At 67.1% G+C, this 13080-nt stretch carries 16 protein-coding genes; 8 read left to right on the top strand and 8 right to left on the bottom strand.

All coding sequences use genetic code 11. The features are described 5' to 3' along the window. Window position 1: 1 nt before the first annotated feature. From AC1DPF_RS06885 to gluQRS, 3 genes are read right to left on the bottom strand one after another with little or no spacing between them, the layout of a single operon-like run. Window positions 2–574, bottom strand: coding sequence for a cob(I)yrinic acid a,c-diamide adenosyltransferase (locus tag AC1DPF_RS06885; RefSeq protein WP_477868346.1), 573 nt, complete (start codon window positions 572–574; stop codon window positions 2–4). A gap of 10 nt (window positions 575–584) precedes the next feature. Continuing rightward, window positions 585–815 carry a twin transmembrane helix small protein gene (locus tag AC1DPF_RS06890; RefSeq protein ID WP_477868344.1) on the bottom strand — a complete coding sequence of 77 codons (231 nt, stop codon included), beginning with the start codon at window positions 813–815 and terminating at the stop codon, window positions 585–587. A 57-nt stretch (window positions 816–872) separates the two neighbouring features. Next, window positions 873–1730, bottom strand: coding sequence for a tRNA glutamyl-Q(34) synthetase GluQRS (gene gluQRS / locus AC1DPF_RS06895; protein WP_477868342.1), 858 nt, complete (start codon window positions 1728–1730; stop codon window positions 873–875). Between the two features lie 178 nt (window positions 1731–1908). On the opposite strand from gluQRS, the gene AC1DPF_RS06900 reads away from it, so the two are divergent. Next, window positions 1909–2475 (top strand): HNH endonuclease, encoded by a 567-nt coding sequence (locus tag AC1DPF_RS06900; RefSeq protein WP_477868340.1) that lies wholly within the window; start codon window positions 1909–1911, stop codon window positions 2473–2475. 157 nt (window positions 2476–2632) lie between these two features. Further along, window positions 2633–2968, top strand: coding sequence for a PilZ domain-containing protein (locus tag AC1DPF_RS06905; protein WP_477868338.1), 336 nt, complete (start codon window positions 2633–2635; stop codon window positions 2966–2968). Here AC1DPF_RS06905 and AC1DPF_RS06910 read toward each other — a convergent pair whose 3' ends face one another. Together AC1DPF_RS06910 and AC1DPF_RS06915 are read right to left on the bottom strand one after the other, a co-directional pair. Further along, window positions 2969–4111, bottom strand: coding sequence for a M14 family metallopeptidase (locus AC1DPF_RS06910; RefSeq protein ID WP_477960355.1), 1143 nt, complete (start codon window positions 4109–4111; stop codon window positions 2969–2971). Beyond that, the gene (locus AC1DPF_RS06915) at window positions 4108–4728 is read right to left on the bottom strand and encodes a DUF4136 domain-containing protein (RefSeq protein WP_477868332.1); all 621 of its coding nucleotides are present in this window, start codon (window positions 4726–4728) and stop codon (window positions 4108–4110) included. The genes AC1DPF_RS06910 and AC1DPF_RS06915 overlap by 4 nt, the downstream gene beginning before the upstream one ends. A gap of 424 nt (window positions 4729–5152) precedes the next feature. Here AC1DPF_RS06915 and ykgO point away from each other — a divergent pair, with 424 nt between their 5' ends. Then, the gene (ykgO, locus tag AC1DPF_RS06920) at window positions 5153–5278 is read left to right on the top strand and encodes a type B 50S ribosomal protein L36 (protein WP_003046794.1); all 126 of its coding nucleotides are present in this window, start codon (window positions 5153–5155) and stop codon (window positions 5276–5278) included. 8 nt (window positions 5279–5286) lie between these two features. Then, complete coding sequence (locus AC1DPF_RS06925; protein ID WP_477869244.1) at window positions 5287–5907, top strand: HAD family hydrolase; 621 nt, start codon at window positions 5287–5289, stop codon at window positions 5905–5907. 33 nt (window positions 5908–5940) lie between these two features. Here the strand turns inward: AC1DPF_RS06925 and AC1DPF_RS06930 are convergent, their stop codons facing one another. The 3 genes from AC1DPF_RS06930 to pyk all read right to left on the bottom strand — a co-directional run bounded on the left by AC1DPF_RS06930 (window position 5941) and on the right by pyk (window position 9280). After that, window positions 5941–6639, bottom strand: coding sequence for a protein-L-isoaspartate(D-aspartate) O-methyltransferase (locus AC1DPF_RS06930; RefSeq protein ID WP_477868322.1), 699 nt, complete (start codon window positions 6637–6639; stop codon window positions 5941–5943). 140 nt (window positions 6640–6779) lie between these two features. Then, a complete protein-coding gene (locus AC1DPF_RS06935) occupies window positions 6780–7496 on the bottom strand; it encodes a Crp/Fnr family transcriptional regulator (RefSeq protein ID WP_477868320.1) in 717 nt (238 codons plus the stop codon). A gap of 326 nt (window positions 7497–7822) precedes the next feature. Continuing rightward, window positions 7823–9280, bottom strand: coding sequence for a pyruvate kinase (pyk, locus tag AC1DPF_RS06940; protein ID WP_477869242.1), 1458 nt, complete (start codon window positions 9278–9280; stop codon window positions 7823–7825). Window positions 9281–9467: 187 nt separating this feature from the next. Between pyk and AC1DPF_RS06945 the strand changes: the two genes are divergently transcribed. The 4 genes from AC1DPF_RS06945 (at window position 9468) to AC1DPF_RS06960 (ending at window position 13050) form a co-directional block, all read left to right on the top strand. Continuing rightward, window positions 9468–9731 carry a DUF2312 domain-containing protein gene (locus AC1DPF_RS06945; protein WP_477868318.1) on the top strand — a complete coding sequence of 88 codons (264 nt, stop codon included), beginning with the start codon at window positions 9468–9470 and terminating at the stop codon, window positions 9729–9731. A gap of 295 nt (window positions 9732–10026) precedes the next feature. After that, window positions 10027–10884: a 3-methyl-2-oxobutanoate hydroxymethyltransferase gene (panB, locus tag AC1DPF_RS06950; protein WP_477868316.1), complete on the top strand. Its 858-nt coding sequence runs from the start codon at window positions 10027–10029 to the stop codon at window positions 10882–10884. Between the two features lie 113 nt (window positions 10885–10997). Next, entirely contained in the window at window positions 10998–11711 is a 714-nt protein-coding gene (locus tag AC1DPF_RS06955) for a tetratricopeptide repeat protein (protein WP_477868314.1), read from the top strand. A 4-nt stretch (window positions 11712–11715) separates the two neighbouring features. Next, window positions 11716–13050, top strand: coding sequence for a PQQ-like beta-propeller repeat protein (locus AC1DPF_RS06960; protein ID WP_477868312.1), 1335 nt, complete (start codon window positions 11716–11718; stop codon window positions 13048–13050). Window positions 13051–13080 lie beyond the last annotated feature (30 nt).

Below are 13080 nucleotides of genomic sequence, written 5' to 3' on the forward strand. Positions count from 1 at the left end.
TTCAGGCCCGGGTGGCGCCGGGCTTCCACAGGATATCGCCCTCGCCGCCAAGGTTGAGGTAACGCGCGAGCACGAACAGATGGTCGGACAGGCGGTTGATATAGGCGAGCCCCACCGGGTTGAGGCCGACATCGGCGTTCGCCGCCACCGCAGAGCGCTCGGCCCGGCGGCAGGTCGCGCGGGCGAGATGGACCGCCGCAGCTGCAGGCGATCCGCCGGGCAGGATGAAGCTGCGCAGCGGATCGAGCGCTTCGTTCATCGCATCGATCTCGCGCTCGAGCCGCTCGACCTGCGACGCGACGATGCGCAGCGCCATGTCCGACGGCGCGAAGTCGGGGCCGGGAGTCGCGAAATCGGCGCCCAGATCGAACAGCTCGTTCTGGATACGGCCGAGCTGGGCGCGAGCCTCTTGCGGCAGGGCCTGCGTCAGCGCGACGCCGATCGCCGAATTCAGCTCGTCGACGTCTCCGATCGCGGCCATGCGCGGCGCATATTTGGGCAGGCGCGATCCGTCGACCAGCCCGGTTTCGCCGGCATCGCCGCCGCGCGTGTAGATCCTGTTGAGGCGCACCATCGCCGGTGGCTCAGCCGCCGCGGCTCATGATCAGCAACAGGATGACGAGGATCACCGCGATCGCCTGGAACGCGATGCGCTGCCGCATCATGCGGTTCTGCTTGAGCCCCGACTGGCTGATCCCGTCGCCCTTCAGGTCCGCCTCGGTGGTTCGCAGGAAGGTGATGATCCCCCGCACCAGCGCCACGACGGTCGCGATCATGGCCGCGACGATGAGGATCAAGAAGAGCGTGTTTCCCATGAACAGCATGTAGCGCGACAGCCGGTGAATTACACCCCTGCTGTTTTCCTCAGCCCGTCATGCCAACGAGGGCTGACGTCTCAGGCTTGCGCAGAGCGCCGCCGCATCCACGCCCTCGGCGCGCATCGAGGCCAGCGTCGGCGCGCCCGCGCGTTTTGCGAGCCGCTCACCTTTCCCGTCGGTCAGCAGCCGATGATGATGGTAGCGCGGCGTCGGCAGGCCGAGCAGCGCCTGCAACAGGCGGTGGACATGCGTCGCCGCGAACAGGTCCGCGCCCCGGACAACATCGGTGACGGCCTGCGCGGCATCGTCGACGGTGACCGCGAGATGGTAGCTGGTCGGCGCGTCCTTGCGCGCGAGAACGACATCGCCATGGATTTCCGGCGTCGCCGACACAGCGCCGGCAGCCTCGTCATGCCAGGTCAGCGGGCCCGCCCGCACCGCGGCCATGGCGATGTCCAGGCGCCAGGCATGCGGTTCACCCGCGCCGATCCGTCCCGCCCGCTCGGCATCGCCCAGCGAGCGGCATGTCCCCGGATAGATCGGTCCATCCGGTCCGTGCGGCGCACTCGCGCTCGCCGCGACCTCGGCGGCAATCCGCGCACGGGTGCAGAAACAGGGATAGGCCAGGCCCGCTGTCCGCAGCTGGTCCAGCGCGGCGCGATAGAGCGGCAGCCTTGTCGACTGGAACAGCGGCTCGCCATCCCATTCCACCCCCAGCCAGCGCAGGTCCTCTATTATTCCGTCGACATGTTCGGGACGGCAGCGGGTCGGGTCGATATCCTCGATCCGCAGCAGGAAATGTCCGCCGCGCGACCGCGCGAAATCATGCGCCAGCAGCGCCGAAAAGGCGTGGCCGAGGTGCAGCCGTCCGGTCGGGCTCGGCGCAAATCGGGAAATTACACTTTCGTGCATTCGGACTCTTGACGAGGAGTCGACGGAAATGCTGTCATGCCCATGTCACGCTTTCGAGCGAAAGGGTGGCCACGAGGGCGCGGCCGGTTCGGCCATAGGCGTTCCGGTGTGCGAACGGAAGGCTGTGGGCTGGCCCGGGTGGAGTTCTCCATCTCGTGCAGAAGGCTCTGGTTCGTTCATGTACCATTCCGATCTCATGCGACATCCGGACAGTTGTCCAGCGCTCGTGCTCAACGCCGATTATACGCCGTTGAGCTATTACCCCTTATCGTTGTGGAACTGGCAAACCGCTATTAAGGCGGTTTTTTTGGAACGCGTCGACATCGTCTCGCAATATGAGCGCGAGGTGCACAGCCCCAGTTTCTCCATGAAGCTGCCCTCGGTGATCGCGCTGCGGCAATATGTGAAGCAGTCCGAGCATCCCGCCTTCACCCGGTTCAACCTGTTCCTGCGCGATCGCTTCTCCTGCCAATATTGCGGTTCGCTGGCGGACCTGACGTTCGATCACGTCATTCCGCGCGCGCACGGCGGACGCACCACCTGGGAAAATGTCTCGACCGCCTGCGCGCCGTGCAACCTGCGCAAGGGGGGGCGCACCCCCCAGCAGGCACGCATGCGGCTCTTCGAATCGCCGTTTCGCCCGACCAGCTGGCAGCTCCAGGAAAACGGCCGCAGCTTCCCGCCGCACTATCTCCACCAGAGCTGGCGCGACTGGCTCTACTGGGACATCGAACTCGAGGCCTGATCGAATCCTCCGTCCTTGACGACAGAGAGCCGGGCCCCGCCGGGGTGACGGATAATGGCGAGCCTCCCCTCCTCCGTTGCCCGATTGGCCATTCCCGATTAAGTAGTTTCCCGGAGCGAGCGATGCGACTGCGTCCACGCCCCGGGGGAGTTTGCATATGTTTTCGTCCGAAGTGCTTTTGCGCGAGGGGCCGTGCCGCCGCGCCGCGTCGCGAAACGCCAGCGCGCTCGACACCAACCTGCGCCATGCTTCTTCGGCGTCCCGGTCGCCCTGCCGGATCATCGACATATCGATGAGCGGTGCGCGGCTGCGGCTCTATCAGGATCTCGCGCCCGATACCTCGATCCGCATCTCGCTGCCCGGAAAGGGGCTGGTCGACGCGCGCATCGTCTGGGCAGACGGCCGCGAGGCTGGCTGCAGATTCGATCGCCCGCTCGACGAGGCCAGCGTGAGCATGCTGCAAGCGAGCGCCGAACGGCCCGCGGCGGGCTGATCAACCGCGCATCGGCAGGGCGTCCAGCATTTCGTGGAGCGCGCCTAGGCAGTCCGCACCGAGCTGCTTGGACCGCTCCGGCGACCAACCCCGTTCGGGGTCGGGCAGGTCGCGATTGTCCTTGAACGGCATCTCCAGCGTCGCGGCCACGCAACCGAAGCGGTTGGCGAGCTGGTTAGTCGACATCGCGAGATTGGCCTTGCCGGCCGACGCCACCGGATAGCCGTAGCGCGTCTGGAAATCGGGGGTGCGGCGCGCCAGCGTGTCGCGGAACAGATGATAGAGCCGGCCCTGCTCCTCGGTCCAGTTCGGGATGCCCTCGAAGCCGGCGATGAAGACATAGGGGATCGCCTCGTCGCCATGGACATCCATTGCGAAATCGACGCCGGTCGCATCCATCCGGCGCAGGACATGCACGACCTCGGGGCTGCGATCGAGGCTGGGCTCGTGCCACTCGCGGTTGAGGTTGATGCCGGCGGCGTTGGTGCGCAGATGACCGCGGCGCGAACCGTCGGGGTTCATGTTGGGGACAATGTGGAAGGTGGCGCGCTGGCGCAGGCTGCGCGCGATCGGATCGGACGGATCGATCAGCCGCTCGAGGGCCCCTTCCATCCACCATTCCGCCATCGACTCGCCGGGGTGCTGCCGGGCGTAGAACCATAGCTGCCGCGGGCCGTCGCCCATCGTCAGCAGGTCGATATCCTGGCCATCCAGCGTAGCGCCGAGCCGTTCATGGCGGACTCCCGGCGCGGCTGCGATCCTGGCGACCAGGTCGTGATGCCGCTCCATCGAATAGGGCGCGAAATAGGCCAGCCAGACGTTGTCGGCCTCGGGCGTGAAAGCGATCGTCAGCATGCCGTCGGCAAAGCTGGTCGGCACCCGGAACCAGTGCTGCCGATCGATCGAAGCGCAGGCGTTATAGTCCTTCCAGCCGTCGGGATAGGCCGATCCGCCGGCATTGGTGATGCGCAGGCTGACCGGCTGGCCCTTGGCGCCGGTCAGCCTGAAGTGGAACCATTGGTAGAAATCGGACTGATGATCCTTGACGATGGCGAGGTCGAGAACGGTGCCGTCGCGACGGATCAGGGCGATGTTGCCGCTGTCGAAGCCGCTGGAAACACCGATGCTTTGGGGAGTGGTCATTTCACCGTGATAGTCTCGCCCGACTGGCCGGGGAAGCCCTGGAACAGCGCCGCGGCGAGACGCGCCGCGGCCGCTTCGGGATTGGCCTGGGGACTGCCGTCGCGCGCGACCGCTTCGGCGCGGCCTTCCCAGATCACGGTGCCCTCGGAACGCCGCTTGAGCTGGACCGACAGCTGCGTCAGCACGTCCATGCGCTGCCGCGCCTGCCCGATCGGAAAGCTCACCGCACCGCCGAGCCCGACGCTGGTGCCGCCACGCCAGCCGCCGCCGCTGCCCCCACCGACGCCGATCGACACCGAGGAACGCTGCGCCTCGCCTGCCGGGCGCCAGGAGCGGCTGACTTCGGTCACGGCCACCAGTTCGGACGTGGCGAGGTTCGGGGCGATGTTGAAGCCGAGCCGGTTGAGCTCGCCCTGCACGATGCGGGCATAGGTCTGGAATTCGAGATCCTTCGCCAGGGTGGGATCGCGCGGCTCCACGACCACCGCGCCCGGCGCGATCGGTTGGCCCAGATGAAAGCGGGTGACCCGCATCTCTGGCGTCTGCGCGGCGCATCCGGCAAGGGCGAGCGCCGTTCCGATCATCATGGCCCTGGCGGCGAAGTTGTTGGCGATCATGTATTCATCCCTCCAGCGATGCATAGCATCGAAACGCATCAGCAACATTTTCGCTGCATATAGGCTTAACGGTTGCAAGCAACCGCCCCTCAAACGCCGGGCGGCAGGCATCCGCCTGCCTTGGCTTCGCGCCAATAAGGCGCGGCGGCCGGTCGGCCTTGCGGAGCCCTGGCCGGGCTCCGACGCCGGGCTTGATCTCAGGACTCGCCAGTGTCGCTGCAACACCACCGCGAGCGAGACGCTGCGTGGCTCGAAGAGACAAGCGCGCACAGCGCGTCCGAGCGAAAGCGAGGAAGCCCAAGCAGGGCGGATGCCCTGCGCCCGGCGTCTGAGGGCAAAACAAACTTGACTCCCTCCAGCCGCCGCCATAGGGGAGCGCCTCGTTTTTCCGATATCAGACAGAGTGAAGGCAGGCGTTACGGCCATGAAGATCCGCAATTCCCTTAAGTCGCTGAAGGACCGTCATCGCGACAACCGCGTGATCCGCCGTCGTGGCCGCACCTATGTGATCAACAAGACCAACCGCCGTTTCAAGGCGCGTCAGGGCTAATCGATCCGCTGCCACAGCGCCGCACGCGCGCCGTCATCTTCGATGTCGGCAATGTGCTCTACGACTGGAACCTCCGGCAATTTTTTGAACAGCTCGTGCCCGCGCACGAGCTGGAGCTGTTCCTGCGCGATGTCGTCAATCTCGATTGGCACGGCCAGCATGATGCCGGCCGGCCTTTCGCCGAGACCAGCGCCGAACTGATCGCCGCCTGGCCGCGCTTCGCCGAGGCCATCACCGCCTTCGGCCCCCGCTTCTCCGAGACCGTCGCCGGCCTGTTGCCCGGCATGGAGGCGATTGTCCGCGCCCTGCACGGCAGCGGCATTCCGCTCTACGCCATCACCAATTTCAGCCATGAATTCTGGCCGCCATTCCGTGCCCGCGAGGCGGCGATCTTCGACCTGTTCACGGACATCCTCGTCTCGGGCGAGGTGCGGCTGGTGAAGCCCGATCCCGCGATCTACGCACTGGCGCTGGATCGGTTCGCTCTCATCGCGGGCGAGGCGATCTTCATCGACGACAGGGCGGAGAATGTCGTCGGCGCGCAGGCGGCGGGCATGCTGGGGCATCTGTTCGAAGGCGCAGGGCCGCTGGCGGAAGAGCTGCGGCGGCTGGGCCTGCTCGGAAGCTGATCATTCTGCGAAGGGATCAGCGGCTGCGCCGCTTCAGCGACCACCTCCCGGCACCTTTGTCCGCGCCGCGCCTGCGCGATGCTCATCCTCGGACCAACCCTGCTCGCCGATCAGCGGCACGAATGTGACCGCCCCGAGATTTTCCTCCTCGTAGCTCCCGGCGCCGGTGCGCGTCACCTTGCACAGCGACTGGCTTCCCCGCTCGCCTACCGGAACCACCAGGGTGCCGCCGACCTTGAGCTGGGCCTTGAGCGCGCGGGGCACCTCGGGTCCACCGGCCGAGACGATGATGGCATCGAATGGCGCTTGTTGCGGGAGGCCCAGGCTGCCGTCGCCGATATGCACCTCGACATTGCCATAGCCGAGCGCCTCGATGCGCTGCCGCGCCAGCCTGCCAAGCGTCTCGTGCCGCTCCACCGCAAACACCCTGGCGGCGATGCGACCGACCACGGCTGCGGCATATCCGGATCCCGCGCCAACCTCGAGCACGCGATCGTCGGCGTCGATCTCCGCAGCCTCGATCATGGCCGCGACGATATAGGGCTGCGAGATCGTCTGGCCGTGCCCGATCGCCAGCGGCGAATCCTCATAGGCAAACTCTTCCATGCCCTCCGGCACGAAGCGCTCGCGCGGCACCTCGCGCATGGCCGCCAGCACGGCCTTGTCGCGCACGCCCCGGCGCACGATCTGGGTGGCGACCATGCGCTTCCGCAGCTTCGCGAAGTCAGCCATGCACCGGCGCGGGTGGCTCATCGCACTGTCGCTCCATCGACTAGGCTCTTGTATATGGCATAGGCCTCGATCGGTTCCCATGAGCCGCAAGGCCGGCGCCACTTATCCCGCCAGTCGGGCCGCGGCGGCAATCATCCAGGCTAGCGCGCCTGATCCTCTACCCGCACATGCAGCGCCCGCCGGTCGAGGATCGTCACCGCCCGACCTCCCGGCAGGGCGATGATCCCGGCGCGCTTGAGGCCCGTCATCTGCCGACTGACCGTCTCGATCGTCAGGCCCAGCACTGCCGCCATCTCGCCGCGCGCCAGCGGCAGATCGAAGGTCAGCGGCCCGCCCGGCGCAGCGCGGCAGCCGGTGGCCTTCGCGCGGTCGGCCATGTCGAGCAGGAAGCCTGCCACCTTGGCCGCCGCCGAACCGCGCGTAAGGCTCACCATCCGCGCACGCGCATCGCCGAGCGCCGCGAGCACGCGTTCGAGCAGCAGCCGCTCCATCCGCCGATGATCACCAAGCACCTGTTCGAATGGCGCGCGGGGGAAAACGCATAGCTCGGCGTCGGTCAGCGCCGTGACGCTGAAGTCGACCTGCTCGGCGAACGGGCGCCCGACAAAATCCGCCGGATACAACAGGCCGACGATATGTTCGTCACCGCCGGCGGTGGTAGCGCCGAGCTTCAGCACGCCCGACAGCAGATTTGCGCAGACGATATTCTCATCACCAGCCCAGGCGATCGTTTCATCGCGCGCGATTCGATGGCGGCGGCCGATGCGGTTGAGCGAGGCGAGTTCGGCGTCGGTCAGGCTGCCGCACAGCGCCTGATCGCGCACCGCGCAGTCGGCACAGATATCGATCTGCATCATCACCGGACCATAGCCGCAACCGGGCCGAAATCGAACCCGATTTGACCGGGATCAATGGCTCCGCCGCCAGACCGGGGCAAGGCGTGGTTCAGGCATAGGAGGAACGACATGCTAGGATTTATCGGCGACCATTATTTCGTCATCCCCATCGCAGCGGGAATTTTCTTCACGGCAATCATCAGCTTCGTGAGCATCGAGGATGCGCTGCGGCGGCACTGATCGCGCAACGGCACCGATCGCGATGCCCGCTGCCCGCCTACCCCGGTTTCGCGGCGGCGGCGGAGGAGGCGGTCGGCGAATATAACGGCAAGTTCTGACCGGAAAACCTAACCCCCATAGCCCTTCAACTCATCCCCCGTCAGCCGCACGACATGGATCACATTCGTCGATCCCGGCGTCCCGAACGGCACGCCAGCCACCACGACGATCCGGTCGCCGGCCTTCGCCAGCTTGTGGCGCAGCGCCATGCGGCGGGCCTTGCCGACCATTTCCTCGAAGCTGTCGACATCGCGGGTGCGGACGGCATGGCTGCCCCAGAGGATGCCGGCCCGGCGCGCTGTCGCGAGCTTCGGGGTGAGCACCATCAGCGGCACCGAAGGGCGTTCGCGGGCGATGCGGCGGGCAGTGGAGCCCGACAGGGTGAAGCAGACGATCAGGCTGGCCGACACGGTGTCGGCGATCCGCGCCGCGGCCTCGGCCAGGGCATCGGCCGTGGTCGCGTCGGGATGGGTTTCGGTGAAGTGGAGCCGCGCGGCATAGCCGGGGTCGCTTTCCACCGACATCGCGATCGCGTTCATCATCGCCACCGCTTCCTCGGGCCATAGCCCGCTGGCCGATTCGGCCGAGAGCATCACCGCGTCGGCGCCGTCATAGATGGCGGTGGCGACGTCGGACACTTCGGCGCGGGTCGGGCTGGGCGACTGGATCATCGATTCGAGCATCTGGGTGGCGACCACCACCGGCCGGCCCATGCGCCGCGCGGTCTCGACGATGCGCTTCTGCATCGGCGGCACCCGCTCGGGCGGCAGCTCGACGCCGAGATCGCCGCGCGCCACCATCACCGCGTCGGCCAGCTCCAATATCTCCTCGAGCCGGTCGACCGCCGCCGGCTTCTCGATCTTGGCGAGCAGCGCCGCCTTGCCGCCGATCAGGCTGCGCGCCTCCGCGACATCCTCGGGTCGCTGGACGAAGCTGAGCGCGATCCAGTCGGCGCCATGTTCGCAGGCGAAGGTCAGGTCGCGCCGGTCCTTTTCGGTCAGCGCCGCCATCGGCACGATGACGTCGGGCACGTTGAGCCCCTTGCTGTTCGACAGCGTACCGCCGACCTCGACCAGCGTCTCGATATGGTCGGTGCGGACGGTGCGCACGCGCAGCACCAGCTTGCCGTCGTCGAGCAGCAGCCGCGCGCCCGGTTCGAGCGCTTCGAAGATCTCGCGGTGCGGCAGTTCGACCCGGCCGGCGTCGCCGAGCGCCGGATCCCGGTCGAGCACGAAACTCTTGCCGGTGGCGAGCTGGACGCTGCCGTCGGCGAACTTGCCGACGCGGAGCTTGGGCCCCTGCAGATCGAACAGGATCGTCGTCGCCCGGCCGAGTTCCTTCTCCATCGCGCGGATCGCCTGGATGACCGGCAGCTTATCCTCATGGGTGCCATGGCTCATATTGATGCGGAAGGCATCGGCACCGGCGCGAAACAGCTTGGCGATCATCGCGGGCGAGGCGCTGGCCGGGCCGAGCGTGGCGAGGACGCGCACCTTGCGCAGGCGGGGGGTAATCTGGCTGTCCACTAGGCGTATCTGCTCCGGGCCGAAGGAGGCGCCCCAGATAAAAGCAATGGTAGAGATCGCAAGCCTTTCCGCCATCGTTCCGTCATGGTTCGTCGCATCGGAGGCGGTTCGAATGATTCCCCGTTGAGCGGTCCGGCGGCACTCTCTACAGCCAGCGCCTTCACGAATCTCACGGGGTATCCGAATCATGGCCGAAGCCGACACGACCCAAGACAACGGCAGCATTGCGGCGCAGGAGCTGCGTCTGTTCGTCGAACGCGTCGAGCGGCTCGAGGAAGAGAAGAAGGGCATCGCCGACGACATCAAGGAAGTCATGTCCGAGATGAAGGGCCGCGGCTACGACACCAAGATCGTCCGCAAGATCCTCGCCATCCGCAAGAAGAAGAAGGGCGAGCATGAGGAAGAGGCGATGATCCTCGAAACCTACATGGCGGCATTAGGTATGATTTAAGGGGATTTTTGTTGAGCCTCAGGCGCCGGCGGTCACATCCGTGACCTTGGCTATCCTCGCTATCGCTCGGGCGCGCTGCACGCGCACGGCTCGCTCGGCGAGCCGATCTCCGGCTGCAGACTGCCCCCGGCAGTCCGCTGGCCGCCTACGATCTCTTCGAACCCCTCGAAGGCGGAGGATGAGCCCGGCGTCGGGACATGCTAATGTCCCGCAAGGCCGAACGGCCGCCCGAGCTTATTGCGAGGAAGCCAAGCCGACGGATGTCGGCGCCCGGCGTTTGAGGGGCTAAACAAAGATGTCGACTTTCCAGCTAGACAGCGCCACCAGCCGCGCCAATCCGACGCCCGCGCCGATGAAGCGGCTGACCGTGCCGGCGATCCGCAAGGCCAAGGGCGGCGAGCCGATCGTGGTGCTGACCGCCTATACGATCCGGATGGCGCAGATCCTCGATCCGCATTGCGACATGCTGCTGGTCGGGGACAGTCTGGGGCAGGTGCTGTACGGCCTGCCGTCGAGCGTTCCGGTCAGCCTCGACATGATGATCGCCCATGGCGCGGCGGTGGTGCGCGGCAGCTATCACAGCCTGGTGGTGATCGACATGCCGTTCGGCGCCTATGAGGAAAGCCCGGCGCAGGCGTTCCGCTCGGCCGCGCGGATACTGAAGGAGACCGGGGCGGCGGCCGTAAAGCTCGAAGGCGGCGAGGCCATGGCCGAAACCGTCGCCTTCCTGGCGGCGCGCGGCGTGCCGGTGGTCGGCCATGTCGGGCTGACCCCGCAGGCGGTGAACGCGCTTGGCGGCTATGGCGCGCGCGGCCGCAGCGAGGAAGAACGCGCCAAGCTGGTGCGCGATGCCAGGGCCATCGCCGATGCGGGCGCCTTCGCCCTGGTCGTCGAAGGCGTGGTCGAGCCGATCGCGGTGGAAATCACCCGGGCCATCGACATCCCGACGATCGGGATCGGCGGATCGGCCGAATGCGACGGCCAGGTGCTGGTTATCGACGACATGCTCGGCATGTTCGACCGGGTGCCGCGCTTCGTGAAGAAATATGAGCAGCTCGCCGAAAAGATCGATGCCGCGGTCGCGCAATATGCCGGAGAGGTCCGCGCGCGCAGCTTTCCGACGATCGAACAGACCTACCAGCCCAAGGCGTAACCCTTTGCCGCACGGCGGCGGCGCGGCCGCGTTCATCCACCATATCTATTGACTATGGCACCGCGCGCTTACGCCAGCTAAGAGGGCGGCGATCCTTGTTCTGGAGATGATGCTTGGCCTCGACGCCGCCCACCGAAGAAGCCTTTCTGCGTGAAGTCGACGATGAGCTGCGCCGCGAGCAGATCCAGACGATGTGGAAGCGTTATGGCACGCTCGCGCTGGTCGCGGTCGGCCTGCTGCTCGCCGGCTTCGCCGGCTTCCTGTTCTGGCGCGCCGAGATCGCCCGCAAGGCCGAGGAGCAGGGCGAGCGGATGAGCGCGGCGATCGCCGACATCCAGGCTGGCCGCAAGACCGCCGCCGGCCAGAAGGTCGAGACGCTGATCGCGGAAGGCGGGCCCGGCTATCGCATCACCGCGCTGTTCACCAAGGCGGCGCTGGCCGCCGACAAGGGCGACGCGAAGGCCGCCGCCGCCATCTATGCTGGCATCGCCGCCGACGAGGATGCCGCCCAGCCCTATCGCGATCTCGCCCTGATCCGCCAGACGCTGATCGAATATGACGGCCTGAAGCCGCAGCAGGTAATCGACCGGCTGAAGCCGCTCACGATCGAGGATAACGGCTTCTTCGGCACCGCGGGCGAACTCACCGCCATCGCGATGATCCAGCTAAATCGCCCAGCCGAGGCCGGACGCCTGCTCGCCGCTGTTGCCCGTGATGCCCGGACCCCGGCGACGCTGCGCGCCCGCGCGGGACGCCTCGCCACCAGCCTCGGTGTCGATGTCGACGCCAAACCGGCTGCGGCGGCCAATATTGCTGACAAGGACTGATTGCATGAACCGGAAGTTTTTCGCCCTGGCGGCGGCGCTGGCGCTGACGACCACGCTGGGCGGCTGCGGCATTTTCGGCGGCGGCGAAGGCAAGAAGCCGAAGACGCCGGTGCTGGGACAGCGCATCGCCGTGCTGACCGCCGAGACCGGCGCCGAGATCGACCCCACCCTCGAGGGCGTGCCGGTCGTGCCGCCCGCCGAGCAGGTCAATCCGGAATGGACCCAGCCGGGCGGCAATGCCGCCAAGTCGATGGGCCACCTCGCGCTCGGCCAGAATCTCGCCGTCGCCTGGGATCGCAAGATCCCGGGATCGAGCAAGCAGGCGCGGCTCGGCGCTGGCCCTGTGGTCGGCGGCGGCAAGGTCTATGTGCTCGACGTCGACGCCGTGATCCATGCTTTCGACCTGAAGACCGGCGCGCCCGCGTGGACCAGGGCGGTCACCGACAAGGAGGGCAACAAGCCGTCGCTGTTCGGCGGCGGGGTCAGCTATGACAATGGCAAGGTCTATGCGACCAACGGCGTGGGCGACGCCGCGGCGTTCGACGCGGGTACCGGCAACCAGCTGTGGAGCGTGCGCCCGGGCGGCCCGCTGCGCGGCGCGCCGTCGATCGGCAACGACACCGTCTATGTGATGAGCCAGGACAACCAGCTGTTCGCGCTCAAGGAAGCCAATGGCGAGACCATCTGGACCGCGAGCGGCAGTCTCGAAAACGCCGCGGTGTTCGGCGCGGCGGCCCCCGCGATCGGCCAGGGCACCGTCGTCGCCGGCTTCTCCTCGGGCGAGCTGACCGCCTATCGCTACGAAAATGGCCGCGCCGTGTGGCAGGACTCGCTGTCGCGCACGAGCATCACAACCTCGGTCGCCAGCCTCGTCGACATCGACGCCTCGCCGGTGGTCGAGCAGGGCCGCGTCTATGCCGTCGGCCAGGGTGGCCGCATGGTGTCGATGGACATCCTGACCGGCCAGCGGCTGTGGGAACTCAACATCGCCGGCCTCAAGACGCCCTGGGTGGCGGGCGAATGGCTGTTCGTGGTGACCGACGACTCCAAGCTGCTGTGCATCGCGCGCAACAGCGGCAAGGTCCGCTGGCTGACCCAGCTGGCTCGCTACAAGGACGCCAAGAAGCGCAACAAGCCGATCGGCTGGTCCGGCCCGGTGCTTGCCGGCGGACGCCTGATCCTGACGAGCACGCAGGGCGATATCATCAACGTCGCCGTCGCCGATGGCACGATCGGCACCAGCACGCGGCTGGGCACGCCGATCTACCAGCCGCCGGTGGTGGCGGACAGCACGATGCTGGTGCTGACCGACAGCGGCAGGCTGGTCGCGTATAGGTAGCCGCTGCGCGGCGCCCTCAAACGCCGGGCG

The organism is Rhizorhabdus sp. P4_G6, assembly GCF_056401045.1.

Bases quoted from the DNA above. Each gene is read 5' to 3' on its own strand.
- AC1DPF_RS06930 (WP_477868322.1), bottom strand. From the start codon at position 6,639: ATGGCTGACTTCGCGAAGCTGCGGAAGCGCATGGTCGCCACCCAGATC.
- AC1DPF_RS06960 (WP_477868312.1), top strand. From the start codon at position 11,716: ATGAACCGGAAGTTTTTCGCCCTGGCGGCGGCGCTGGCGCTGACGACC.
- panB (WP_477868316.1), top strand. From the start codon at position 10,027: ATGTCGACTTTCCAGCTAGACAGCGCCACCAGCCGCGCCAATCCGACG.
- AC1DPF_RS06910 (WP_477960355.1), bottom strand. From the start codon at position 4,111: ATGACCACTCCCCAAAGCATCGGTGTTTCCAGCGGCTTCGACAGCGGC.
- AC1DPF_RS06945 (WP_477868318.1), top strand. From the start codon at position 9,468: ATGGCCGAAGCCGACACGACCCAAGACAACGGCAGCATTGCGGCGCAG.
- AC1DPF_RS06885 (WP_477868346.1), bottom strand. From the start codon at position 574: ATGGTGCGCCTCAACAGGATCTACACGCGCGGCGGCGATGCCGGCGAA.
- AC1DPF_RS06890 (WP_477868344.1), bottom strand. From the start codon at position 815: ATGGGAAACACGCTCTTCTTGATCCTCATCGTCGCGGCCATGATCGCG.
- AC1DPF_RS06905 (WP_477868338.1), top strand. From the start codon at position 2,633: ATGTTTTCGTCCGAAGTGCTTTTGCGCGAGGGGCCGTGCCGCCGCGCC.
- AC1DPF_RS06900 (WP_477868340.1), top strand. From the start codon at position 1,909: ATGTACCATTCCGATCTCATGCGACATCCGGACAGTTGTCCAGCGCTC.
- AC1DPF_RS06935 (WP_477868320.1), bottom strand. From the start codon at position 7,496: ATGATGCAGATCGATATCTGTGCCGACTGCGCGGTGCGCGATCAGGCG.
- gluQRS (WP_477868342.1), bottom strand. From the start codon at position 1,730: ATGCACGAAAGTGTAATTTCCCGATTTGCGCCGAGCCCGACCGGACGG.
- AC1DPF_RS06915 (WP_477868332.1), bottom strand. From the start codon at position 4,728: ATGATCGCCAACAACTTCGCCGCCAGGGCCATGATGATCGGAACGGCG.
- ykgO (WP_003046794.1), top strand. From the start codon at position 5,153: ATGAAGATCCGCAATTCCCTTAAGTCGCTGAAGGACCGTCATCGCGAC.